This is a genomic window from Nostoc cycadae WK-1, assembly GCF_002897135.1.
In the GTDB taxonomy this organism is placed as follows: domain Bacteria; phylum Cyanobacteriota; class Cyanobacteriia; order Cyanobacteriales; family Nostocaceae; genus Nostoc_B.
On the sequence record NZ_DF978448.1, the window covers coordinates 1 to 26,295 of the forward strand.

The 26,295-nt window shown below is 39.4% G+C and carries 21 protein-coding genes; 7 read left to right on the forward strand and 14 right to left on the reverse strand.

Features of this window, described 5'->3' with window-relative positions; translation table 11 throughout:
• A partial coding sequence (locus NCWK1_RS27035) for an nSTAND1 domain-containing NTPase (protein WP_187308259.1) occupies positions 1-3,494 on the reverse strand: 3,494 nt, incomplete at its 3' end.
• A gap of 150 nt (positions 3,495-3,644) precedes the next feature.
• Between NCWK1_RS27035 and NCWK1_RS27040 the strand changes: the two genes are divergently transcribed.
• Complete coding sequence (locus tag NCWK1_RS27040; RefSeq protein WP_245895001.1) at positions 3,645-4,127, forward strand: transposase; 483 nt, start codon at positions 3,645-3,647, stop codon at positions 4,125-4,127.
• A 159-nt stretch (positions 4,128-4,286) separates the two neighbouring features.
• Here NCWK1_RS27040 and NCWK1_RS27045 read toward each other — a convergent pair whose 3' ends face one another.
• Positions 4,287-5,591, reverse strand: a complete 1,305-nt coding sequence (locus NCWK1_RS27045) for an ATP-binding protein (protein WP_103126830.1) — start codon at positions 5,589-5,591, stop codon at positions 4,287-4,289.
• 276 nt (positions 5,592-5,867) lie between these two features.
• Positions 5,868-6,488 carry a tetratricopeptide repeat protein gene (locus tag NCWK1_RS27050; protein WP_103126831.1) on the reverse strand — a complete coding sequence of 207 codons (621 nt, stop codon included), beginning with the start codon at positions 6,486-6,488 and terminating at the stop codon, positions 5,868-5,870.
• Between the two features lie 175 nt (positions 6,489-6,663).
• Between NCWK1_RS27050 and NCWK1_RS27055 the strand changes: the two genes are divergently transcribed.
• Entirely contained in the window at positions 6,664-7,383 is a 720-nt protein-coding gene (locus NCWK1_RS27055; RefSeq protein WP_103126832.1) for a rhomboid family intramembrane serine protease, read from the forward strand.
• A 205-nt stretch (positions 7,384-7,588) separates the two neighbouring features.
• The gene (locus NCWK1_RS27060) at positions 7,589-8,266 is read left to right on the forward strand and encodes a rhomboid family intramembrane serine protease (RefSeq protein WP_103126833.1); all 678 of its coding nucleotides are present in this window, start codon (positions 7,589-7,591) and stop codon (positions 8,264-8,266) included.
• A 94-nt stretch (positions 8,267-8,360) separates the two neighbouring features.
• Here the strand turns inward: NCWK1_RS27060 and NCWK1_RS27065 are convergent, their stop codons facing one another.
• From NCWK1_RS27065 to NCWK1_RS27085, 5 genes are all read right to left on the reverse strand, one after another.
• Positions 8,361-10,547, reverse strand: a complete 2,187-nt coding sequence (locus NCWK1_RS27065; RefSeq protein WP_103126834.1) for a GumC family protein — start codon at positions 10,545-10,547, stop codon at positions 8,361-8,363.
• Between the two features lie 101 nt (positions 10,548-10,648).
• Positions 10,649-12,061 carry a polysaccharide biosynthesis/export family protein gene (locus tag NCWK1_RS27070; RefSeq protein WP_103126835.1) on the reverse strand — a complete coding sequence of 471 codons (1,413 nt, stop codon included), beginning with the start codon at positions 12,059-12,061 and terminating at the stop codon, positions 10,649-10,651.
• A gap of 204 nt (positions 12,062-12,265) precedes the next feature.
• Positions 12,266-12,988 (reverse strand): cyanoexosortase B system-associated protein, encoded by a 723-nt coding sequence (locus NCWK1_RS27075; protein ID WP_103126856.1) that lies wholly within the window; start codon positions 12,986-12,988, stop codon positions 12,266-12,268.
• 189 nt (positions 12,989-13,177) lie between these two features.
• Complete coding sequence (gene crtB / locus NCWK1_RS27080; protein WP_103126836.1) at positions 13,178-14,077, reverse strand: cyanoexosortase B; 900 nt, start codon at positions 14,075-14,077, stop codon at positions 13,178-13,180.
• A 152-nt stretch (positions 14,078-14,229) separates the two neighbouring features.
• The gene (locus tag NCWK1_RS27085; RefSeq protein WP_103126837.1) at positions 14,230-15,399 is read right to left on the reverse strand and encodes a DegT/DnrJ/EryC1/StrS family aminotransferase; all 1,170 of its coding nucleotides are present in this window, start codon (positions 15,397-15,399) and stop codon (positions 14,230-14,232) included.
• 678 nt (positions 15,400-16,077) lie between these two features.
• On the opposite strand from NCWK1_RS27085, the gene NCWK1_RS27090 reads away from it, so the two are divergent.
• Both NCWK1_RS27090 and NCWK1_RS27095 read left to right on the forward strand, forming a co-directional pair.
• Positions 16,078-17,631 (forward strand): GAF domain-containing sensor histidine kinase, encoded by a 1,554-nt coding sequence (locus NCWK1_RS27090; RefSeq protein ID WP_103126838.1) that lies wholly within the window; start codon positions 16,078-16,080, stop codon positions 17,629-17,631.
• 299 nt (positions 17,632-17,930) lie between these two features.
• Positions 17,931-19,358: an IctB family putative bicarbonate transporter gene (locus NCWK1_RS27095; RefSeq protein WP_096574893.1), complete on the forward strand. Its 1,428-nt coding sequence runs from the start codon at positions 17,931-17,933 to the stop codon at positions 19,356-19,358.
• A gap of 77 nt (positions 19,359-19,435) precedes the next feature.
• On the opposite strand, the gene NCWK1_RS27100 is transcribed toward NCWK1_RS27095, so the two are convergent.
• Both NCWK1_RS27100 and smpB read right to left on the reverse strand, forming a co-directional pair.
• Positions 19,436-19,714: a WGxxGxxG family protein gene (locus NCWK1_RS27100; protein WP_103126839.1), complete on the reverse strand. Its 279-nt coding sequence runs from the start codon at positions 19,712-19,714 to the stop codon at positions 19,436-19,438.
• Between the two features lie 162 nt (positions 19,715-19,876).
• A complete protein-coding gene (gene smpB / locus NCWK1_RS27105) occupies positions 19,877-20,344 on the reverse strand; it encodes an SsrA-binding protein SmpB (protein ID WP_096574889.1) in 468 nt (155 codons plus the stop codon).
• A gap of 475 nt (positions 20,345-20,819) precedes the next feature.
• Here smpB and NCWK1_RS27110 point away from each other — a divergent pair, with 475 nt between their 5' ends.
• Positions 20,820-21,503 (forward strand): response regulator transcription factor, encoded by a 684-nt coding sequence (locus NCWK1_RS27110; RefSeq protein WP_096574887.1) that lies wholly within the window; start codon positions 20,820-20,822, stop codon positions 21,501-21,503.
• Between the two features lie 18 nt (positions 21,504-21,521).
• Here NCWK1_RS27110 and NCWK1_RS27115 read toward each other — a convergent pair whose 3' ends face one another.
• From NCWK1_RS27115 to murC, 4 genes are all read right to left on the reverse strand, one after another.
• On the reverse strand, positions 21,522-22,004 hold the full coding sequence (locus NCWK1_RS27115; protein WP_096584668.1) for a low molecular weight protein-tyrosine-phosphatase: 483 nt from the start codon (positions 22,002-22,004) through the stop codon (positions 21,522-21,524).
• Between the two features lie 88 nt (positions 22,005-22,092).
• Positions 22,093-22,440 (reverse strand): YbaB/EbfC family nucleoid-associated protein, encoded by a 348-nt coding sequence (locus NCWK1_RS27120; RefSeq protein ID WP_015113098.1) that lies wholly within the window; start codon positions 22,438-22,440, stop codon positions 22,093-22,095.
• Between the two features lie 176 nt (positions 22,441-22,616).
• Positions 22,617-23,618 carry a UDP-N-acetylmuramate dehydrogenase gene (gene murB, locus NCWK1_RS27125; RefSeq protein WP_096574885.1) on the reverse strand — a complete coding sequence of 334 codons (1,002 nt, stop codon included), beginning with the start codon at positions 23,616-23,618 and terminating at the stop codon, positions 22,617-22,619.
• A gap of 89 nt (positions 23,619-23,707) precedes the next feature.
• Positions 23,708-25,168, reverse strand: a complete 1,461-nt coding sequence (gene murC / locus NCWK1_RS27130) for a UDP-N-acetylmuramate--L-alanine ligase (RefSeq protein WP_096574883.1) — start codon at positions 25,166-25,168, stop codon at positions 23,708-23,710.
• A 395-nt stretch (positions 25,169-25,563) separates the two neighbouring features.
• Between murC and nadD the strand changes: the two genes are divergently transcribed.
• Positions 25,564-26,187, forward strand: coding sequence for a nicotinate (nicotinamide) nucleotide adenylyltransferase (gene nadD / locus NCWK1_RS27135; RefSeq protein WP_096574881.1), 624 nt, complete (start codon positions 25,564-25,566; stop codon positions 26,185-26,187).
• Positions 26,188-26,295 lie beyond the last annotated feature (108 nt).

The following is a 26,295-nucleotide window of genomic DNA, read 5'->3' on the forward strand; positions in this document are numbered from 1 at the left end:
TGGCCATCTGGGCTAAAAGTTACACTATTAACTGAATCCTGATGTCCTTTGAATTGATTCAGTTCTATAATTTGGTTGAGAACACTATCCAATGTAAAAATTGGACTAATAGCTGGATATTTTTCTAACGGACGACCATCTTTTACTAGATTTTTTAGTTGCTTCGCATTGTATATTGCTGATACTAGCGTTTCTAATGCAGCAAATTCAAACTGTTTTAAAGTATTTGGGCCAGATTGTTCTAGTTCAATTCCTTTTTGTGATTCTTGTTGCGCTGCTTGTGTCAATTTTATGTCTTGCTGTATTTTTGTTAGTTTTCTTTGTAGTTGTTGCAGAGCGTTATCAACTTCTCTAACTTTAGCTTGTAAAGCTGCTAATTCTGCCTGTGTAGATTGCACTTTTTCTTGAGCAATTTCTATACTATTTTTTATGTTATATTCTTGTTCTGTATCTTGTGTTTCTTGTTGAGCATCAATTAAATTTTTTATTGCTATTTGGTTTTCTAATTTTACAGTCTGCAAGTTTATATCTATATCTTGTTTTCTTTCTATTAAATCTTCTTTTTTCTTTTCTAATAAAATCTTATTTTTTTGTAACTCTTTTCCTTTCTTTAAGTTTGCATAAACCTTACTTTGTGTTTGTTCTTTTTGTTTATTAAATGATTGTAAAACTTGTTTAGTATGTTGCGATTGTTGAAATAAAGTAGAAGCATATCCAATTGTTACTGTTAATAAAGCTATTGACAGTCCAGAACTCAGGAACAAGCGATTCTGTCCTTGCTTAATTTTCTTATCAGCTTCCTTTTGAGCATAAGCCAATATTTTATTTTTTTGTTCAACTCGTTTTAATTCTTCTTCTGTCAATTGCCGCTGTTCTCTTTCTTTTGCCAGTTCTGTTAATATTTCATTATCTTTGTACTGACGAATAAAAATTACAAGATAATCATGCACTAATTGATAACGGTCAGTTGGTGATTCTGGCAACAATAAGACTAATCCAGATTTAACAAAAATATCCAATATCAAATCTAACTCATCAGCTTTTGCAGCCATTCCCTGTACTAACTCAGCACGAGTTTTGAGTGGGCGTGTTCCATTCTCATCTGTAAGTAAATATAAAACTAATCTGGCTGCTTGTTCATTTTCAACACCACAATCTCTAATTACATCTTCTAAAAATCGCTCAACTAGTTTCTCTTTAGTTCCAATTTGCCGATACTTTTCTAAAGTAGTAATACGCTCAGTTTGCAACTGAGTACCAACAATTTGCAATTCGATTGGGCGTACCTCTCCCAATTCTCTAGCTAAATCACAAACTAATTCTTCGATTAGTATAGGCTCTAAATAAAACTGTGTTCTTTTTGTTAAACTTTGAATAACTGCTTTTGTATCATCCGGTGAAAAATTCCCCAAATAATAACGAATACTTTTATCTAGAATATTATTATTAATAATGCCTAAATTAAACAGGCGCTCTAACTCTAATAGATGATGTAAATAATCTTCCCGTAAAGACAGTACAACTTTAACAAACGGTATATCCAAACAAACCCGCAAAAACTCATAAAACTCACGCCGTTGTGCTTTATCTTGGTAAACAAAGAAAAACTCTTCAAACTGGTCAAAAATTAAAACTGTTAATAGATTCCGGTCAACATTATTATGCAACTGTGATTGAATTGCTGTCGCTGAATCAAGATTCACAGTTAATTTCTTTTCTCTAATCGCCTCAAATTCTTCACTCAACCGCCGCCCTAAAACAGCTACCCAATCTGTATAAACCCGTATTAAAATTGGCAAAGCATCCCGTTCACCTATAGATTGCTGTTGCAAAGCTGGAATTAACCCCGCCTGTAAAATTGAACTTTTACCTACACCCGATTGACCATGAATTATGGTTAATTTATGCTGATTTTCACTAATTCTAATTCGTAATCTGTTAACATCGATTTCTCGCCCAGAAGCAGCAATTTCTTGAGCAATTGCCCCAGTATTATCTAATTGACTTAACCCCTTAGATTCCTTTCCTATAAGGGAAGAGGGAATATTTAAAGCCTCTCTCTTTACAAGGGATAAGTGTGGAGAGGGGTCTTTTATAACTTGTGCAATGTAAGGATTAATCACCTTTCTCTGCGGATTTAAATAAGAAGCCCCAACAAAAGCCCTAAACCCATATTGTTGCTCAATTTGTAATTGTTCTAACTTAAAATTAAAAGCTTTAAGATATTCACCTTGCTCAAAATATAGTGAGCGTAACTTGTCTAAAATAGATATATATAACTGCGGATTGTATTGATGATTAATTGATTCTTTAGCAGATTCTAGACTACGAAGAGCTGCTGACATTTCACCGCAGCTGTACCTTGATATTCCTAGAATATAGAGATAATAACTATACTCATATAACTGTAAACTAGGAGTATTAGCTACTATTTGAAAAGATTTTTGTGCTAATTGATTTGCTTCATAGCATTGTGATTTCTCTAAAGCTACTTCTGCCAAAAAAGCATAAATTTGGGCTGTTTTCAACGGTAGGTTATAATTTTTGTAAAATATCAATGCTTTATTAGCGACTATTTCTAGCTCAGACCACTCTTTTAAATTTTGCAGTATTTCACCCAATTTATTAATATACTGCGCGACTAAATTTAAATATTCTCCCTGCTCTAAAATATCCAGTGATTGCTGCAAATATTCTTTAGCTAATTGCCAACAACGTTGACTTTCTGTTTTGTCAATTACTGCTTGACGTTCATAAGCTAAGGCAATATGAGCTAATAATATACCTTGTCGTTCTAAATCTTCACATTGTCGCCAAAAACTAAAACTTTGTTGATAATGTTCAACAGCCGCATTTATTTTGTCAGCCAAATAATTATGCAACCCACGCACATATTCTAAATTAGCTTGTAATGATTGTGCCAAAACTTCGCCACGACTTTGCAAATCTTGAATTGCTTTTTCTAATTCCCAGCAAGTCTGCAAATTAATAATTATTTTACTAGTAAATATTGCCTCAGTCTGTTGCTGAATAAATGCAATTAACTCATGAGTAGAATTTTCAAACTCAATAATAGTTGACCAATTTTCTAAGTCAGTGGCTAGTCTGATAAATTTTTGCAAAACTGAGTCATTCACCCACAGCAATATCGGGAAAGGAAAGTTGCTGCTAAACTCTTCTCTCACCCTATTAGCCGCAGTCAGCATCGTATCAATGTCTTTAACATTCTCTAAGCCAAATACCATTAATGCGGGTGGCTGTATATTTCCTAGTTCTTCAGTTATGCTTGTATACAGCGTTTTTACTGATGCTGGTATAGTAATTTCGTGTATGTTTATAGGAGAAATTTGGTGCAATCTTTGGCTAATACGTCGCCGCAGATCAGCATAATTACACCGCAACAAAATCAGTGAAAATTGACACTGAGAAAGAGTAATTGCTCTAACTAAAGTTTTTAATGAATTCTCGTTATTAAGGGTGAGATTTTCAGTCATTGTCGTGAAAAGCGTGATTGTTGTAAGGGCGAACGTCTTGATCAACGAGATTTTCGTAGGGGCGAATGTCGCGGTAAACATAATGTAGGGGCGAACGGCCGTTCGCCCCTACAGTTGGGGAACAATAAAATTAATTAATATCGATAAGCTGTGAAATATAACCCAGATAAACATTACCGCCAATCCATTCGCTTTAAAGGACATGATTATTCGATTGCGTGTGCTTATTTTATTACCATTTGCACCCACCATCGAGAATGCTTGTTTGGTGATGTAGTGAATGGAGTGATGGAATTAAATGAATTTGGACAATTGGTTGCAGAAGAATGGAATCGTTCATCTAACATACGTCAAGAAATTCAATTAGATGAATGGATTGTAATGCCAAACCATTTTCATGGGATTGTTTTTGTTGAACCTGTTGAATGCCAAAATAGTGATGATTGCACAACAAACTATCCCGTAGGGGCGAACGGCCGTTCGCCCCTAAATTATGGCCGTTCGTCCCTACATTCAGGAAACAGCACAAATGTCATACCCCCAATGAAACAGCGATCTATTTCATCATTGATTGCCTGCCGGATTCAAATCAGCAACAACCAAACAAATCAACATCAACCGCAATACACCTAAAGCCCCAGTATGGTAACGCAATTACTACGATCGCATTATCCGCCATGAAGCAGCCTTATAGGAAATTCGTCAATACGTGCAGACTAATCCTCTATCTTGAAATTTAGATCAATTGCATCCCAATAGTCCTTCCAAATGGTAAATTAATTGCGATCTCCCTTACAACCTAAATTCTCTAGCCTCCGCCAAAATCGGATTAATATCAAACCACGAACCATCTTCATCTCGATATTCAAATACAAACATATTGCGGAGCAGAAGGTCGTATTTTTCATGACCTCTTAGGCTTTTTCCTTGGGCGACTTCCCGTAATACTTCCCATTCATCTGCGGTAATTGCTAAAGTTAGTTCGTTGCAGCGTTTTTTAATTACTCTATTGACACATTCCCAGGAAATTGGCGGGTCTTCTTGTTGCAGACAGCGAAACAATATCATGAGTAAGTTCCGCAAATGACCGCCACTGACTAAGCAAAGTCTTTCTAATGTTTCAGGACTATCAAAAACCTCTGTAATTAAATGCTGGCTTTGTTCCCAACTCACCCCCGGAAATGCCCTCGCCATCACCATTTGTTGCAGTAGTGTAACTCCCTGAGTGAATTTAGTTCCATCTTGAAGTTGTACAGGAACCATTGGTAAAACTTTGGGGTCAACGCCAAAGCGATTTGTCAACCGTCCCAAAGCATTAGAGAAAATCAAAACTAAAGGAATGGTGTAAACGACATGACAACTTAGCTGGTTTAACTGTTCACCGCGTTCGACAAATAAATATTCTGGTTGGTAATAACCCGAAGGTTTTAAGGAATTATCGATGCGGTCAAGGTTATCAACAATAACTACTAGTCCTTTTTTACCTTGCTGCTTGAGTTTTTCTCTTGCAGGTTTAAGGAGTTCTTGATTAATTGACTCTAAAATACTGTTGGTACGCGGTTCTAAATATTGCCGCAATTGACTTCGCAATTTTGGGCTATCTTTAGTTTTGGCAGTTAATTTGGCAATACCTACAGATAGTTCAGCCTGGGCTGACAAATCTAAAGGTGTTTGTAAAAAATCGACAACTTCTGTAAACAGATTTTGAAAATAGCTGGGCTTGATGTTGATTTGGGATTTTTCTAAGCTTTGACTTACTTCTCGTGCGATCGCCAGTAAAATATCCGTAATATCAACATCGGCCACATCTAAACTTTGGCTAGACTCAAAATATACTACATGAAAACCCTGCTGTTCTAACTCTACTTTCAACCGTTGTAATTCTGTCGATTTCCCACAGCCGATATGTCCGGTAAACAACTGACAAGTTGGGTCGTCTGGCGAAAGTACCGCAATTGTCCGCCGCAATTCCTCAATAATTTTGCCACCCCGCACTTTGGCAAAATCAATATAATATTGTCTATCTTCAGCTTTGCTGATCATCAAAGTCTTGCTAGGGTTGCAAGCCTGAGAAAACCTAATTAAATCGAGTTTCATCGCCCAATCATCCGAAATCAGCCTGACGCTACCGCTTATTCTTGTGATTATATGGTTTTATCCGCAGATGTACGCAGACTACTCATACTGAGTTGCAGTCAAAGATAGTTAATAGGGGTGGGAGTGGAGAGTAGGGAGTAGGGAGTAGGGAATAGAAATATTATTTCTGAACGCAACTTAGTATCAAGGTGAAAGCTGTTGTGGTGTGGATATATTGCCATTGATGAAATATTCACCAACTTCAAAAAATAAAGAACGTAGCCTCTGCTGATTAAATTACAGCCAGTTGCGTAACTTTTTATGTACCTGCGCTAAGTACCACATATAATCATCAATCTGATATTTATCGGCAGCCTTGACAATGTACTCTTGAGCTAAATTCAAATTGCTTTGGGATTCATAATATAATCCTAGATAAAGATGACTATAAAATTTACCTTTAATTCCTTCAGATTCTCCAACATTTAAAACTTCTTCTGGTGTACAATTTTCCGCAAACAAATCATATATTAAGCACAGCACTCGTCTGGGGTCATTTTTGACTTTTAATAGATAATTCCGTGCTGTTTGTACACCTTGCCAACGAGCTATACAAAGATATCGCCACACAGTTTCTTCGACATCATTAGCATTTACAGTTAAATCAATTTCAAACTGTTGAGCGCCTTCAGCAAACCTTTCAGCATAATAATAAGATAAGCCCCGTTGCCAGAGATATGGTTTGAGACGAGGTTCTATTTTTTCTGCTGTGTCAAAGTCTTGAATAGATTCATCAATTTTGGCTAATTGGAATTTAACCATACCCCGCCGAATGTAAGCCTTGGGATTATTTGGTTGATCGTGAATTATATCATCCCAATGTTGTAGTTGATTGTCTAAAGAATTGGGTAAAAACATAAATTATCTCAACTTGTTAGTTGTTGTACCATAGCAGTACCTCCAAGCTTGGGAAATCTAGCTCATACTCTTAGTTTAAAAGGCAGAGACTAAATATCTAGCCAAGAGGTAGAAGAAATTACTAGGAATATTCGGTAATTTGAGGCTAGTTTTTCAAAAATCAGGAAAAAAGCCCGTGGTTCCCATTAGAGATAATAATCCTACGCAAATTACCCCTTATGTAACTTACGGTTTAATTGCCGCTAATGTTTTGGCATTTATCTATGAAAGTAGTCTTCCACCACAAGCATTAGATGGCTTTTTACACCTGGCGGCTGTTGTTCCCCGCGAACTTAGCTTAAGCTTTGCTGGTGTTTCTGTACATCAACCAGTACCAGAATTGGCAACTTTAATTAGCTCGCAATTTTTGCATGGTGGCTTTTTGCACTTAGCTGGCAATATGTTGTTTCTGTGGATATTTGGGAATAACGTTGAAGATAAATTAGGTCATGCCAAATATTTGCTGTTTTATTTAGCTTGCGGTATTTTAGCGTCTTTGACCCAATGGTATTTCTCCCAAGATTCTAATATTCCATCTTTGGGGGCTAGTGGTGCGATCGCGGGAGTTATGGGAGCATATATCCTCCGCTTCCCGAAAGCTGAGATTCTTGGTGTTGTCCCTTTAGGCATTTTCTTCCCTACTTTCCGGGTTCCCGCTTATTTCTTTTTAGGATTTTGGTTTCTCCAACAATCTTTCTACGGACTTGCCAGTTTAGAAACTCCTACTAATATTGGTATGGAAAGCGGTGGTATCGCTTACTGGGCGCACGCAGGCGGTTTCATCTTTGGAGCGATTCTCGGCCCGGTTTTAGGTTTGTTTAGTGACAAATCTCCCGAAGAATCATGGTACAGCTAAGGCAATTTTGGATTTTAGATTGGGGCAGGGTTTATTAGTGAGCTTTGTTGCACTTCATCTGTCGTAATCATTTTATTATTTGCTGAAAGCTTTGCAGCGAATTGGTTTATACTCAGCACTTTATCACAGGTGCAATTATCAAAATTTTTCAACTGCCAGTCACACAAGCTATATTGCAGTTAATTGATAATTAGGAAAAACACCTGTGTTTCCACTCTATGACGAAAATCCAACGCGAATCACGCCCTATTTCACTTACGGCTTGATTGGCATGAATGTTTTAGTTTTTCTTCATGAAGTGAGTTTGTCCCATGCCCGACTAAATCTCTTTTTCAGTGAGTATGCTGTAGTACCCAGAGAATTAACCTACAACTTTGATGGAGAATGGATAACTTTAATTACATCACAGTTTCTCCACGGTGGTTGGTGGCACTTAATCTCGAATATGGTTTTTCTTTGGGTTTTTGGCAACAATATCGAAGACCGTTTGGGTCATTTCAAATATCTAATTTTTTATTTGACATGCGGTGCTTTAGCAGCTTTATGCCAATGGGCGATAGGAATGAATTCTCCAATTCCTTCATTAGGCGCTAGTGGTGCAATTTCTGGGGTTTTAGGCGCGTACCTCATCCGTTTTCCTCATGCCAGAATTACAACCTTAGTATTCTTAGGTTTTTTTGCAACTACAATTAGTGTTCCAGCACTGGTAGTCATCGGCATTTTCTTTGCGCAGAATGTGATATCTGGTCTTGCTAGTCTCCAAGCTGCTGCTAATATGAGCGTCCAAACTGGGGGAGTTGCTTATTGGGCGCATATCGGTGGCTTTGTTTTTGGAGTTATGCTTGCGCCCTTGTTTGGTTTATTTAAACGCGACTATGAATAAGCTTTAATAAAGTGCTGAGTGCTTAATCCCAAGGGATTTGGGGCATCAAGGTTTCATTTTCCCCACCCTTGTATCCCCAAACTTTTATTCCTCACTAGTTGTAAGTGTTATTCACACCTGCGGAAACTTGATCAGATTCTTCCACAATTACTGGTTCTGATGAAGAAGTTGGTAGAGGTTCTGCTATTTCTGGTACAGTAACCTCAATATCAGCGCCATTGATAATTACACCCAACAATCCTAGTTCAGCTTCTTGTAGTTGATCGATCGCTTCACCTAACATACTTTCTTGGGTATAGTTCGGTCGCGCTACTAATACTATGCCATCGCTGTAAGGTTGAATCAGTAACGGATCATTGGAGTAACTTAAGGGACTAGTATCTAAAATTACTAAGTCATAACGCTCACGAGCATCTTCCATTAGTCGCCGCATTTCGCTAGATTCGATAATAGCTGGTGATTGAAGTACAGGGCCGGGACTGGGAATAATGTATAAATTTTCTACGTCAGGTACTAAGCGAATACAATCACTCAAGCTGGCATAATAACGCAAAGGTTCTATAGCCGCGTCAGGGTCAAGCGTAACTTTTAGGGATGTAGCCCGTGAAGGCGATCGCAAATCAGTTTCAATAATCAAGGTACGTTTGCCAGCACGAGCGCAAGCCACGCCCAAATTGTAAGCACTGACTGTTTTCCCTTCTTGAGCGCCAGTACTAGCAATTAAGAGAATTTTTACGTCTTTACCTGCTAGACGGCGCAAATTACTACGAAACTTTTCATAAAATTCTAAATAAGGTGAATCAACAGAAAATACCACTGGTACTGCTTCAGATGCTAAATCATCAACGGGCATTAAAGGTATTTCGCCCAATAACACCACTTCTCGTTGCTTCAAGCTGTCGCGGATATCTTCTTGGGTTTTGAAGGTTCCTTCTAGGGAACCAAGCAAAAATATTACGCCACCACCAACTAAAAAGCCTAAGAAACCACCAATTCCTAAAGTTGTGGGGACGCTCTTGACTTTGGTGGGTTCCGGAATGATAGTCGGTGTTCGGGCAACAGTCAAGCTACTAACAGTTTCTGCCTCTGCGGTTTTAGAGTCTGTGAGTTTAGCCTGCATTTGGTCGTAAACTGCTTTTTTTAGAGCTACTTCCTGTTCTAAACGCGATCGCTCTAACTGTTTGTTTGGTATTAAAGAATACTCTTGTCGTAGGCGGACTTCTTCGCGAATTTGCTGTGCTAACTGTTGTTGCAGCGTATCCCGTTGGGTTTGCAAAGTTACCATCTGATTTGCTAACCCTTGTCTGGCTGGGTCTAAGTTACTTTGAGCGCGAATTCCCGAAATATCTCCAGAAAAAGGTGCGGCTGCACCACCGCCACCAATCACTTCGTTAGCACGTTGTTGGATTAATAGTTCTGTGGCTTCTTTTTGACGTTGTAACTGAATCATCGTAGGATGTTCAGGTCGTAAATCTTTGCGTAGCAAGGCAATTTGCGATTCTGTTTGATATAACTGTGTTCGCAAATTACCCAAAATTGGGTCAGCACTTAAAGCCGAAGAAATATAAGCTTTATTAACATCTAAACCTAACTTTGCTTGCAAACTGCGAATTTGGGCATCAATCCCCGCAATATTTAATTGAATTTGTCGTTGTTGATTTTGGCTATTAGTGATTCCTGCTAATAAACTACCATTCTCTGCGGATAAGATTGCTGGTCGTTCGCGGCGATCGTACTGCTCTAATCTTTTTTCTGCGGTTTGCAATTCTGTTCTCGCTTGAGGTACCCGTTCTTCAATTTTTTGAATAATTGCTTTTAACCTTCCCGTGTTAATCTCACCACTCAGCTTGATCATTGCCTGCATTAATTCCTGAAGCACCTCTTGGGCGCGTTTAGGATCAGTATCTTTATATTTCAGATCAATAACTGTAGATGCAACTTCTCCAGCCTTAGCTTTTTCGGGTAATTTCAAGGCAACATTTGTACCAATTGTTTTTGGCTTAACATTAACTTTTGTGGCGACAGTTTCAATAATCTGATCTGACAGCAAAGCACCCTCACTTAATTCTTGCCCTTGCTGCTGAATTTCATTCCCCGTCAGCGAAAATGAAACTGGTGGACGATTATAAGTTAATGCAGCATCTGCTATGTAGTTAATCGGTGGATCTGGCTGTACAGCTACTACTGTTGACCCGGCGACAACTAGCGCAAAACTACCTAGTCCAATCCACTTGTACTTCTCGAATGCAATTAGATAGCGTTTAACAATTGGTGGGGTCATAGCAGAGGCATATAGAAATAAGCGAGAGAAAGCTGGTTAATAGTCAATGGTCAAGAGTCAACTGTCATTTATGTTTCGCCAAGCCAAACAAATAAAATGCACTAATTGGAGCCACCGCCAAAAAATTGGAAGAAGCGAATAAAACTTTGAACATCAAAGAACGGCCGAGTAATTGTACTGAAGATATTAGTGATTCTAGTAATTAGGTTGCGACCAACAACAATAACATCATTATCTTGTAAGGGGACATTTTGAGAGATATCACCAGAAAGTGCTTTTTTTGCATCCAGTTTTTGCGTAATTGCGCGACCTCGTTCTGGGTCAAATCGAATTAGGGCAATATCTCGCAGGTTAGCTGTATCTAAATTAATCCCTCCCAAAGCATCAATAAAAGTACTGCCATTCGGCAAGGTTTGTGTTACAAGTCCACCAGCCGCATAGTTTAACAAGCGGACGCGAATTTGCGGTACCGCCAAGGATGAGCGAGCAATTAAATTACGGTCATAACCATCATCGTTGCCGACTTCTCGACGGGGTATGATCACTGCATCCCCATCTTGCAAACGCAAATTAGGTACTGAACCGCCATTTTGCAACGCTGCATATAAGTCAATATTTTGGGAAATTACAGAACCATCCATTAATGTTCGACGTACCTGCACTTGTCGGAGGTCAGCGCTCATTGTCGAACCGCCAGCTATCAGTAAAGCATCAGCAACTCTAGGTGTGGAAGAAGTAACAGGATAAATTCCTGGACGAAAAACCTCACCGCTAATTGTAATTTGTACAGGTCGTGGTGAGAATAGAGAAACTGCGATCGCCGGATCAACCATCACCCGGCTTAAACTCAAGCGAATTTTTTCTTGAGCTTCTGCCAAACTCAAACCTTGTATGGATAAAATGCCCACCTGTGGCACAACAATATTGCCTTCGGGGCTAATTTGGGCTTGAAAACTTAAATCTTGCCGCAAGCCAGTCAATGACAAAACTACTACGGGATTAACTACATAACGATTAAATAACAAGCGAATTTTTTCTTGAGCTTCTAGCAAAGTTAAACTTTGTAGTGGCACTGTACCTAGTAGTGGCACTGCAATATTACCTTCTGGATTAATGGAAGCGGCAAAACTTAAATCTGGGAAGCGTTGAACCACAACATTAATCGAATCTCCCGGCCCTAAGCGATAAGCACCAGGAGGACGTTGAAACGCCACACTAATTACATCTCCTGGCCCTAATAGATAACGGTTGAGTTGAGAAGAAACTTCACCACTTTCATTTGGCAATACACCATCAGCATTGGGTGGTGGTGAAGGAGGCTGTAGCGGGGATTCTTCAGTCGCCGGATTTGCAGGTGGTAGCGACGGAAATTGTTGTCTTGGCGAAGTTTCAGAAGATGGTAAAGATTGAGCGACAACAGGTTGCACAGAGTTTGTCAGCCAAACACCTGCCTGAAAACTGACAAAACATAAAGTGCTAAATGCACGTACATAAGGATGAGAAACTATAAACATCGGTGCTGTAAAGCTGTATTGAGAATTGGTTCTGCCGAGTTGTTATTTGATGTTGGAAATAACTTTTATATTGGTTGTGAGTTGCAGAATTGCTTATAGAAAAGCATGAAAATTTTTATCTTGCCATTCTCCGAAATTATTGGATCAAAGATAGCAGTTTATCCACACTACTAGTTGATTTCTCATATTTTCAAACATACTTAACTATAAAGCGTTTGCCATCAATGTGGTTTGCACCGCTTCACCCAGAGACTGAGCTAAAGATTTAGTATTTTCTACTTCTCCCAAAGGCTCCATTGGTATCAAAATACTTACAGCTACCCAAGGAGTCCGATGTTTCTGCCACTGCGTCAACTGATCTGTAAAAAACCAGCGTAAAGGTGATGGGTCTCCACCATTGCGGAAAGCATACCATTGCAAGGTAGCAAAGGTATCTTGTTGTGTCGAAATTCGCAAAAATCTAGCTTTGACTCGCGTTTCTGGATGGGAAGCTGAATTTTGAGCCTGTTTCACTGGAAATTCCAGAGAGCGTTCTTGAGCTATATCCCATTTTCCCCAACGCAATCTGCCCCAGCCGTTAATCTCCGTCCATTCCACTTCAGGTTGATCCTTTGGCCCATTCTGTGGCAGTAATAGCAATATCACCTGAGTTTGCGAACTTGCTTGTTTGAGGATTTGCAACGACCATTTATGTTCGCCAATTTGTTGTTCGCTTTGCTGAACCGTTTCCCAGCCAGGAATAGTTAATCCGGTTTTGCGTATTTTTCTTAATTCCTTGAGGGTGGTGACAGGTGGTGGCTGTTTCCATTCCCAGCGTCCACTGAAGTAACCGGAAACTCCGCCCATTGCCAATAGTAGTAGCAACAATACTAGAGCTACTATATATGTCACCTGTTTTTCTTTGAGAACCTTAGAAAAGGAAATCATCAGTAAAATTTGCAATATTTACGCAAGATTTTACTGAAAAAATGGCACTCTGAGTTCAGTAAAAGTAGCAGTCTCTAATAGGGGTTTTATAGACTACTAGGCTGAAATAGCTGGAAACGCTATGTGGAGCAATGAAATTTCTCCAAACCCTTTTTGAAAAACAATTAATCTGTAACCTCTGATTTTCTGTTATTTCTGCTCGTCTATTGGTTCTACAGTTTCTGGTTCTACTAAAAAATTGCTGTTCATCCAGTTGAGTAATGGGACTAATAATAAAAGCATACAAGCAGAGTAAACATCACCGCCCCAGCTATCGTGTAACCATTTAAATGCGGCTTCATTACCTGTGCCATGAAAGTAACTGAGAAAAGTGTTGCGGATGATGTTGGCGGTAATGCTAATAACAACAGCTATACATATAAACCAAGCACTAATGCGGCGCGAAGCCAAAGTACCAGTCCAATACAGCAACATCAAGCTGACGTAGAGAGTGGTAAACAACATTTTTAGCCCCGCACAATAGGGAGCCACTTCTACAATGCGTCCGCTGACATAAATGTTGATTTCATCAACGGTGACTTGCATCCCAATTTGGTTGAGGATGAACCCTGCTGTACCTGCAATAAAACTTTGCAATGGTAAGGTGTAGGGAACTAATAGATATGGAACAAAGGTGGGAGTTGCCAAAAATACTAATACCAAGGGAAAGCCTTGTAATTGTAAGCCAACTATGCCTTTAAACCACAGGCACAATCCGGCTAAGATAATTGGCAAAGAAAGGTTAACCCAATCCGCGATACCGCTAAGATAGAATACTCCGCCGATTAAAAGCAAAAAAGCACCCACAGGATGAGTGCTATCTGGTAAACGTTGCCACTGTTTGCGATTCAACCAACTCAAGTAAGCTGCAAATGGTATACCAATAATTCCGTGGCTAAAATATTCGTGTTCTATACTGATACTTTTGTTTAACCAACCATCAAGCCAGTGGAGCAACAGAGGAGCATACAATAATCCCAAAACTCCTAAAATGGCTATACTCAGTAATTGTTGTGTGCTTCTAATTTGAATTTGTTGTGGAATTGCCATGATTTTAAAGTATTGAAGAATTCAGAATTCAGCATTCAGAAGACTATCAAATCAAAAGATAACAGGTGAGTATTTTACTGATTCAACCATCAGGAACCACAAAGTCAATGATGAATTCTAGCTCCTGAATCCTATTTCTGAATTCTTTGTTATTAAACGGATAACAACTGTTGTTGTTCACCACTCATGATTGATGTAATCTCTGCCACGACTTCTTTAATTTGACTACTACTTAAACCAGGATACATGGGTAAAGATAATATCTGCTTTGCTAGTTTTTCAGATTGAGGAAAATCGCCTGGTTGATAGCCTAAGTAGGTGAATGCTGGTTGTAAATGGCAAGGAATAGGGTAGTGAATTCCGGTTTGAATTCCCGCTGCTGTGAGTTTGTCCTGAATTTGCTGGCGGCATTCCGGTGAAGAAATATCATCAATTTTAATCACGTAGAGATGATAAACATGTCCTGTACCGCTTTGATTTTCTATGGGGATAATACCAGCAGATGCTAAGGAGGCTAATTCAGTATCGTACTGTTGGGCGATAGAATTGCGATCGCCATTCCACTGTTGTAAATGAGGTAATTTTGCCAGTAAAATTGCTGCTTGTAAGGTATCTAAGCGGCTATTTGTTCCTGATTCTATATGCACATACTTTTGCGCTGCACCGTAGTTGCGTAAGCGCACCATTTTTTGAGCAATCTCTGGATCTTTTGTAATTAGCATTCCGCCATCGCCAAAAGCCCCTAAATTTTTGCTGGGGTAGAAGCTAAAAGCAGCAGCAATACCCACAGAACCTGCCCGATACCCTTCTCGTTCAGCTAGATGGGCTTGGGCTGCATCTTCAAAAATTAAGAGTTTGTGGGTAGCCGCAAAATCCAACAACTGTTTTGGTGATACCATCTGCCCATAAAGATGGACGGGAATAATTGCTTTGGTATGAGATGTAACTACTTTAGCTGCTGCTGCTAAATCAATTAAGGCTGTCTGAGGATCACAATCAACCAGAATTGGTTTAGCCCCTACACGTAATACGCCTATTAATGTGGCGACAAAAGTGTTAGCTGGCAGAATTACTTCATCACCAACACCAATATTACAAGCTTGTAAACCAAGAGCGATCGCATCGGTTCCTGATGCTACACCTACACCATAGTCTGCACCTGATGCTGTGGCAAAGGCTGTCTCAAAATCTGCAACTGCTTTACCTAAAACAAAATCTCCTCGATGTAATACACTATTGATTGCTTGTTCTAATTGATTTTGAATTGGTTGATGTTGTAAATTCAGGTCTACAAAAGGGACTCGAACAACCATTTTATTCATTGATGATTATGCCTCAAAATCTCAATATTAAACTTGACAACAATTAAAATTAATCCTGTTGTTTAACCATAATATTTAAATAGCAATAATTGGTAAAACCTCAGTAAATATTTGGTAAATTCTGCTTTTAATTTTGATTATTTTTAATCGGAATATCACGTATTCTGAAAAATCAATATACATGTAAATTGGATTTATTTTTCTTGAATGCACGTTGTTAACTTTCTCAAGAATGGCATTTTTTATTAGTGACTAAATACTGAACAAATCTAGACTATGTTTTGATTTTTCTCAAAACATAGCTTTCGATTCCATTAACTGAGCAACAGTATTTTTACGTAAAAAGCAAATTTTAAGTCCACAATCATTGCGTAGATATATCAGAAACTCCTAGTTTTTACTCTATGTATAAAATCAACTAAGAAAAAATACTTTTATACCAATTCTAAGATTATTTTACCCAGATAAAATTGGAAACTAACGTTCTCTGACATTAAAACTTCGCTTAATCACAACATCCTACTAGATCACGGTATTTTCCACAGTTGTATAAAATTTCTATGCGATTATTGTTTGTCGAGGGCAAAATTGGGGAATGCTTAACTATAGGAAATCATAACCAGGCAACATTGGTTATATATATTACAATATCGACGAATTATCAAGGTAGCGGTGGCAATGGTAGAGCCTGAAAACAAATTATTTGCTCTTAAGGATGGTTGGGCCTCTCAGGAAACGAGAGAACAACAACGACTCACAGTATTATCTGAACTGGGTTTGCGGCAACCTGAAACAATTCCAGTCTTTGAGGAAGCTACTCAAACGGCTGCCCATTTTTTGGAAGCGCCAATTTCCATATTGGGATTTGTAGATCAGGAGCGCCACTGGTTCAAGTCATCTGTAGGTTTATCCAGACTGGGATTGATGAATCATTTGGCGCAAAACCGTCAGTTGTTGCGTCGAGAATCTTTCTGCACCCAAGTAGTAGAATCTTGTAGAGAATTAGTTATTAACGATACTCAAAAGTACAGTAATAATACTATTGTTACTAGTAAATTAGTTCAGGAATATGGCATTCGCGCTTATTTGGGAGTGCCATTAATTGATTCTTCAGGGCATTGTTTAGGTGCTTTGGCAGTTATGGATTTGGTACCGCGCGAATTTAAAAATCGAGATATTGAATTTTTACAAATCATAGCTCGTTGGAGCATGAGTGAATTTGAGCGGAATCGACTCCTGCAAAGTAGATCAGAAAAGAGCAATCATAAAAGCGCGTCTACTTTGTTTATTAATGAAGAAGCTACCAATAGCTTAAAATTAACATCAGCGACTTTAGAAAAAGAATCACGTTCTACTAGACAACTAAAATTAGAACTTTTAGGGCAACTTACGCAAGAGTTACGCACTCCTTTAACATCAGTATTAGGTATGGCTAGTGTCTTAGGTCGAGAAATTTATGGGCCTTTGACAACTAAGCAAAGAGAATATCTAGAAATTATTCAACACAGCGGGCGTTACTTACTTTCTTTAGTTAACGAGATTACTGAATTAGGCACAGTAGATGAAAATTCACTGGTACTAAACATAGCTCCAGTAGACATTGAAATGTTATGTCAACAAGCTATTAATAGTCTAGAAGAACCTGCTAACCGTCGGGAGCAAGATATTCGCCTCTCAATAGAACCTGGGCGTGGTCGCATTTGGCCTTTAGACAAAGACAAGGTGCGACAAATACTTTACCACATGGTTTTCAGTGTTATTCAATTATCGGCAACAGGTAGTATTGTGAGAATTCACGTCTCTTACAAGGAAAATATACTCACCATTACTGTTTGGGTTTCACATCCTTGGTTGGGAGATGGGATTACTGAAGTTGATCCCTATTTTCGTCTTCATCCCCTATCTCTACTGGAACTTGCCAACGAAGCGGCATCGTACAGTACTTATTCCACAAACCAAGATGAGTTAGGCGGTTTATCAATCACACTAGAACAATCACCAAACTTGACTGATTCCTACTCAGATTTGTTAAGTGTAAACCCTGATCTGGAGTTAGTTAAGAGTAATAATAGTTTATCCCGTGAAAGCTTAGGTTTGTTACTAAGTTGTCAGTTAGCAGAATTGCATGGTGGGCAAATTTCGATCCAAGGTTCAGCAGAATCAGGACACCGTTATGTACTTTCTTTGCCGCTACAAACTGCTACTAATACTGAAGCCGTTAACGAGATTTAATCACAAGCTACTTTTTTTGAATCTACCCAACTATTCATTTTTCTCCTTTAATCAGCATCGCCTGATGAATCATACTAGTATGAAGAGGCATAAGTAAAAATATAAAAACCTTAAATTTCAATTTTTTGCCAATTTTTAGATGTGATCTTCCTATTTTTGCCCAGAGACACTTGTGTCTTGGCACGAAAGTTTCTCTACTAAATTTGCCATCTTCGTTGTTACCTGTTTATAATCACCCGCATTATGATTAAGTGCAAGTTCTGCTTGTGCAGATCTGCTCATTAAATGCAGTGTGTTTTATGAATTTAGCCTGGCAACGATTTACTTTATCTGATTTACCACTCAAAGAATACCTCGCTACTAGCTACTTACGCCGTTTTGCGGTTGGTTTGTTCAATTCGTGGCGGCAAAGCAGCATTCTGATGCAGTCGGGAGACATAATTGCAGCTGCTTTAATCAGCTTAGTTTATGCTCTTGCACCTTTTGTTTCAAGTACATTGATCGGGTTACTGCTGACAGCATGTGTAGGATTCTGGCTGTTGTTGACTTTATCTGATGAGCCAGTACCAGCAACTGTTCCGTTAGTTACGCCTATTCATTTATTGGTATTGCTTTATTGGGGAATTGCTGTAGTAGCTACAGCGTTATCACCAGTAAAAAAGGCCGCTTTGAACGACTTGGTGACATTAACACTATATTTGTTGCTGTTTGCCCTTTGTGCTAGGGTACTCAGGTCGCCGCGACTCCGGTCTTTGATTATTACCTTATATCTACATATATCGCTAATTGTTAGTGTATATGGATTACGGCAATGGTTCTTTGGCGCTGCCCAATTGGCTACATGGGTAGACCCGGAATCACCTTTGTCTAAAACAACCAGAGTTTATAGTTATTTGGGTAATCCTAACTTGTTAGCTGGATATTTAATGCCAGCTGTTGTTTTGAGTTTAGTAGCTATTTTCGCTTGGCAAGGTTGGATTAAAAAAGCTTTGGCATTGACTATGCTAGTTGTGAATAGTGCCTGCTTAATTTTGACTTTTAGCCGTGGCGGGTGGATAGGGCTAGTAGTGGCAATTTTAACTGCGATCGCATTATTAGTTTATTGGCGGAGTCTAGAACTCCCGCGTTTTTGGCGTACTTGGTCACTGCCGATAATTTTGGGAGGTACCCTGGGATTATTGCTCCTAGCAGTCATATTTGTGGAGCCAGTCCGACTGCGAGTTTTTAGCATTTTTGCTGATCGCCAAGATAGCAGTAATAATTATCGCCGTAATGTTTGGGATGCTGTCTTTGAAATGATTCGCGATCGCCCGATTATTGGCATTGGCCCCGGTCATAATGCTTTTAATAAAATCTACCCACTTTATCAACATCCTCGTTATAGTGCTTTAAGCGCCTATTCAATTCTGCTAGAGGTGGCTGTTGAAACTGGCTTTATTGGTTTAGCTTGTTTTCTGTGGCTAATCTTAGTCACTTTTAATACAGCATTGTTACAACTGCGAAGATTGCGAGAATCGAGAAATATTCAAGGATTTTGGTTAATCGGTGCTTGTGCTACTTTGCTGGGAATGTTAGCTCACGGTACAGTGGATACAATTTGGTTCCGGCCTGAAGTCAATACCCTTTGGTGGTTAATGGTTGCTATAATTGCCAGCTACTGGGTGCCGCTAAATCAAAACAATAGCCAACCGATTAATTCCTCTAACCTAGATTCAGCTACTAGTTAAGAGTAAATAAATTGGGCAAGTTGAATTTGAAACTTGCCCATGTCTTATGCTGAATTTTTGAGTTCTGTCTTGTTGCACTAGTCCCTGTAACTAGTAGCACCAGGAGCGTTAGGGTCACGATAACGGCTAGGTTCATCGTTATGTTTTCTACCCGCTAAACCAGCTAAACCTAGCAGACCGAGTAATCCTAACCAACCCCAATCAAAATCATTGCGATCGTAAGTAGTTGTCCGTGGTGTATCACCAGTGGTAGTAGTAGTATTGTCCTGGGCTTGTGCAGGCAATGTTAAAGGCATAATTGCCATCCCTAATGTTAGTACTCCAGCGCTAACAGCTTTAGTAAGGTTGCTTTTCATGGTGAAGTTCCTCATTGGTTCCAAAGTTACTCACCAATGTATCGAGTCCTAACGCAACCAGAATCAATCTGTAGCTATAAACTAGGTTGTTTATCAACTCACGCTGAAGTATGAAGTATGAAATTTCCTACTTCTACGTCTTGACTAATGACTATTGACAATTTAATAATTTTTCATTGCTCTTTGAATATCGCGTTGATCTTGACGGCGTTTGATGTCTTCTCGCTTGTCATGGGTTTTTTTACCTTTACCAAGGGCAAGACTAACTTTTACCCAACCTCGCTTGAGGTACATTTTTAAAGGTACTAGTGTCAAACCTTGTTGTTCGACTTTGCCAATTAACTTACGAATTTCTTGACGATGCAGTAGTAGCTTACGCGTGCGTCTTGGTTCATGATTGAAATATTGCCCACTAGCATTGTATGGAGAAATATGCACATTGAGTAGCCATAGTTCCCCATCACGAATCAAACCATAACCATCTTGTAGATTTACCTTGCCGGCACGAATAGACTTAACCTCTGTTCCGGTCAACTGAACGCCAGCTTCATAGGTTTCCAAGATTTCATACAAATAACGGGCTTGACGATTGTCGCTAATAACTTTGTAACTGTCGCTTTTTTCACTCATTGATATTTTTATAACTTTAAATGTGTTGCCAAAATCGTTTAGACTACCTTGTGAATTTATAGAGGCGTATTAAACTACTATAAATTAATTATTTGCTGAATATCAGTGTTATCCTATTAATCTAGCTTTTTATAACCATCAATTAAAATGTTATTTGCCGACTACTTGCGGCATTATGATTAATAAAGTCGATATTCTTTACATTATGGTGAGTGAATACTTTATATTAGTTGCGTGTTGTTAAGAATTACAAAAGTCTCTATGCCTGACAAGCACTGGCTATTAAACCTACGTTAAACTGCTTGAGCAACTTCTAATGATTTAATATTTTCTTTAGAAATTCCCTATCGGACAGTCATTAACTAGTAATCCTGTCATAGTATGAAACATAAGAACACTATTATTGCCTGTGTTCACTGAAACAGTTCGTAGACGCAAATTTCTAAGTAACAAACATGCTAGGGGTGTACTGTCCATGCCCTTGACGATCCTTGTGGTGGATGACGACCTGGGCACTCGTCTGTCTATTAGTGATTATCTTGAACTGTCTGGCTACTCAGTGATCACAGCTAATGACGGTCAAGAGGCTTTGGCAATGGTAGAAGAATACCATCCTGATTTAATTGTCACTGATATTGTCATGCCAAGGATGAATGGCTATGAATTGGTACGTCGGGTGCGCCAACAACCAGGATTCCGCTTATTGCCTGTAATTTTATTAACAGCACGTACCAAAACCCAAGAGAGAATTCTAGGTTATCAGTCGGGGTGTGATTTATATTTACCAAAACCGTTTGAGTTGGAGGAGTTAGCTGCGGCGATTCGCAATTTGTTGGAGCGATCGCAAATTATTCAATCAGAGTACCGGGTTTCCCATAAAGAAAATGTCACTACTTCAACCCCAGCAACAGCACTAGAAGCTCATAACTCTGTATTTACCCATCTAGAAAAACCTGAGTTTTTCTCATCTCTGACTTCTAGAGAACAAGAAGTTCTCGAACTACTGACTCATGGCTTGTCTAATGTCGAAATGGGTCAACAGTTACACCTGAGTTCGAGAACAGTAGAAAAGTACGTTAGTAGTTTATTAAGAAAAACCGCTACCAGTAACCGGGCTGAACTGGTGCGGTTTGCCATCAAACATGGTTTAGTAGAATAGCTGCTGGCGCTATATCAATTAAGCTTTTAATTGCTGATTATTAATCTCCTGAAGTAGCCCTTCACAAGCATCAACCAGTAAATCAATAACTTGATTAAATCCCTCTACGCCGCCGTAGTAAGGATCAGGAACTTCTTTCAGGCTATGTCGAGTACAAAAATCACACATTAAGCGTACTTTGTCGTGATATTTGCCAGTTGGGTCAAGGGTGAGAATATCCTCATAATTATCTTTATCCATTGCCAAAATTAAATCAAACTCTTGAAAATCTGACTTGGCAAACTGTCTGGCTCGACCACGCAGTTGAATTCCCAATTTAGCCGCCGCCGCACTCATCCGACGGTCAGGCTGACTACCAATGTGGTAGCTAGATGTCCCAGCAGAATCACAGCAGATGCTGCTACTTAATCCAGCCTGATCAATCAGATGATTCATGATGTTTTCCGCCGATGGCGAACGACAAATGTTCCCCAGACAGACAAACAATAGCTTGTAGGGCATAGATATTTTTTGTCCTTTGTCACTTGTCATTAGTCATTTGCCATTTGTACAAACCAATGACTAATGACTATTGACCAATGACTACTAATTAAAATCCAGGCAGTTCGAGTCCACTGGTTAATTCTTCCATACGTTCCCGCATTGTTGCTGTGGACTTGTTATACGCATCTTTCATTGCCACTGTTATGAGATCAGAAAGTAGTTCTGATCCTTGTGCTAAAGCATCGGGAGAAATTTCGACTCGCTTCGGTTCTTGGTTTCCGCTGACAATCACCTTGACCAGACCACCGCCAGCTTCTCCTTGAATTTCCATTTGCTCCAATTCTTCTTGGAGTCGCTTTGCGCCTTCTTGAACTTGCTGCGCTTTTTTAAAGGCTTCGGCTAGTTCTTTCATTTTTCCTAAGCCAAAGCCGAATCCTTGTCCTTTACCTGTCATAATTGATTGTCCGCGTGTGCTTTCAATAACAAATCAAATTCAATTATAGATGCGGGTGGTAATTTGCCACTTTTGTTACTAATAATTAATAGGCCGGGGATCTGCTTAAGAATAAAGTACGAAGACTAAAGAATAAAACTTCATATTTTAACCTTCAGACTTCATACTTTTGTGTACTATCCACAAGCTGCCTGAAACTCACCGATCATTTTGACTTCTGGCTCTAACAAAATCGACCAGCGTTCTTGCACTTGTTCTTGAATGTGGCGAATTAAGCAGAAAATATCACTAGCTTTGGCTCCCCCACGATTCACAATAAAATTAGCATGAAGTTGTGCTACTTGTGCGCCACCGATTTGATAGCCTTTGAGACCTGTTTGTTCAATTAACCAGCCAGCGGTATAAGGTTTGGGATTGCGGAATACGCTACCACAACTGGGAAAATTATAAGGTTGGGTAGAAAGCCGATGCTGTTTGTGTTGTTTAGTTAATGCTAAAATTTTGGCTGGATCAGCGCCTGGTTGCAATTGGAAAGTTGCTTGGGTAACAATGCGATCGCTTCCCTGGAGTAATGAAGTTCTGTAGGTATAACCTAATTGCTCTGGTGTCAGAGTTTCTAGTTTGCCATCAGGTGAAAAGACTTCAGCACTCACCAAGATATCTGCGATGCAGCTATTATGTGCGCCTGCATTCATCACTACGGCACCACCCACGGTTCCGGGAATCCCCACAGCCCACTCTAAACCTTGCCAGCCCAGTTGTGCTGCTTCCCATGCTAGGCTAGGGATTGATTCTCCCGCAGCGACTGTTACTAAACCTGTTTCTGGGTCAAAGTGACTGTGACGAAGATGGCGTGTGGCAATTACTAAACCTGGTAAACCGCGATCGCTTACTAGCAGGTTAGAACCTGCACCTAAAGTTGTTACTCTTAAATTATGTTCTTTTGCGTAATTCAAGCTTGCTTGCAATGCTTCTAAGTTACGGGGGGCAACATACCATTCCGCCGCTCCCCCGACTCTATAGGATGTAAATGCAGACAACGAAGCTTGTGGCTTGATAATACAATCTGTACCTGGTAAGTAAATTATTTTGCTATCTGATGATTTATCTGTTTCTGGTTTCTGTGTAGGTGTAGCAGAAACTGTGCAGATGTTTCCAGCTGCCTGGGAGATTTTCATTTTGACATCAATTTTGTGAAATTTTTACATTTTTCTGCCGCAAAAATACAGCAATAATTATGAATTGATAGCGCCGTTACTCAACGGTCTTAAGATGTGGCTGTAGCAGTCTCGCAAAGAGTAGTAATTAATTCCGGAATTACTTGATTGAGGTTTCCTGCACCCAGGAACAGTGCCAAGTCTCCAGGACGGAGCGTTTTCAGCAAGAATTCGCGCACTTGGGGTAACGTTGATTGATACACCACTTGTGGATGGAATTTACCCACTTCTGCTGCTAACTGCTCACCACTGATTTGCCCTAAGTTAGGTTCGCCTGCACTGTAAATATCAGTTAATACAACTAAATCAGCATGGGCAAACGACTCAGAAAATTCTTCTAAAAACGTCAGTGTGCGACTATAGCGATGGGGTTGGAAGATAGCCACCACTCTTTGTCCTGGTCTAGCCTGAAGACGTGCAGCCGCCAGAGTAGCACGCAATTCACTAGGATGATGGGCATAGTCATCAATAAATGTAATGCCATCAACTTCTCCACGAAACTCAAAGCGTCGTCTTGCACCTTCAAAAGTGGCAATAGCTTTGGCGATTTCACCAAATTCTAAATTTAAAACTCGACCGACTGCAACTGCGGCTAGAGCATTGCTAAGGTTATGACGACCCAGTAAGCGCAACTTTAACACACCTAAAGCTTTACCGCGTTCCCAAACCAGTGCTGTGGTGCCATCATGACGATAGTCAATATTAGTAACGCTATAGTCAGCATTAGTATCTTGATGTAGGCTGTAGCTGATTGTGGGTTGCAGGCGATCGCGTACTGTCTCACAATCTATACTGCCAATTAAGGTCTTACAACCCCGCGCAAATGTTTGGAAAGTATCAATTACTTCTTCTAATGTGTCGTAGTGGTCAGGGTGATCTAGTTCAATATTAGTGATAATGCCGATCTCCGGTGCATGTTTCACCAAAGAACCATCAGATTCATCTGCTTCTGCTACTAAATATTGGCTTTCTCCTAAACGAGCATTACCTTCCCAAGCATTGACTTCACCACCTACCAAAATTGTGGGGTCTAAACCAGCTTGCAGAAGCATATAACCAATCATACTACTTGTTGTAGTTTTGCCATGAGTACCTGCTACAGCGATGCTTTTATAATCAGCAATCAAAGCAGCTAGTACATCTGAGCGATGCAATATCGGACAACCTAATTCTAAAGCAGCTTTATATTCTAAATTGTTAGTGTTAATTGCAGTTGAACAAATTACTTGAGGTAGTAAGGACACAGGAACAGCTAATAATTCTTGTGAACTTAATGCTGCTTCATTCGTCATTACCTTGGGACGAAAGAATTCAAGATTACTTGCTTCTTGCTTACCAAAAATATGTGTACCGATAGATTCCAACTTGCGCGTAATATGATTTGGCCGAACATCTGAACCTGATACTGGCAATTGACGCTTTGCCAATACATAAGCCAGAGCAGACATACCTATGCCACCAATTCCAATGAAATGGAATGGTCTACCGCCAAAATCCACAGCATTACTCATTGATTACTCCTCTACACCACACCATATTCACAAATGACACGCGTATCATAACAGGAATTTGTTTTTTACCGTAAATTTTTCTACAGCTTTTTTAGGCTAGTTGTCTGAGAGCTTTTCCGCTTTCGTTATGCGGATTGAGAATGATTTTACCTTTGTAGGAGGTTTTTGCTATTTCTGAACTGTTTTTAAGATTATTCTGCAAATTTCCACTGCATCGGGAAAGAAATTCATGTAATGACAAATACATATTTTTAGATTCCTGACTGGTAAGAGTTACGATAATACATTCGTAACCAAATCACTTTTAAATTTCATCAAGCTAAGGCATGAATTGAGTACAATAATACATTGATAGTGAAATTGTGTTTCAAAAGTATAAGCCTAGGCATGATTGAATGCAGCAACTGGCAATTTTTGGTGGCACATTTGATCCGATTCATTGGGGACACTTGCTTATAGCCGAAACGGCTTTGCATCAACTATCCCTAGATCAAATAATTTGGGTACCATCACTTAATCCTCCACATAAACAAGCAGCACCATTTGAGCATCGGGTAAAGATGCTACAACTAGCAACACAAGAAAACCCAGCTTTTACTGTCTCATTAGTTGAGACCAGTCGCTCTGGAACTTCTTATGCCATCAACACTTTCATTGACTTATCTGCTATTTATTCAAATACTCGCTGGTACTGGATTGTAGGTTTGGATACTTTCCAAACCTTACCCCGTTGGTACCGTGGAAACGAACTAGCACAAATGTGTGATTGGTTGATTGCGCCCCGACAATTAGATAGTGATACAGTTCACAGCGATATAATCTGCCAACAAGTAGAGCAACAACTAAGACAGAGGTCGCATACCATTCACTGGCAATTCTTGAATATACCCTTAGTAGGATTTTCGTCAAGTCATATTCGCAAACTTTGTTGCGAAAGTAAATCTATTAAGTCTTTAGTCCCTGAGCCGGTTAGATTTTACATCAGGACTCATAACCTCTATTCAGAAAAATCTGAATAAAATATATATTTTTTTTTCGATCTAACACTTTATAGTTATTAATACTCCCCTCCTTTGCGATATGATTGGGGTCAAAGATATCAACTTATAGGCATAAATACAGAGGGC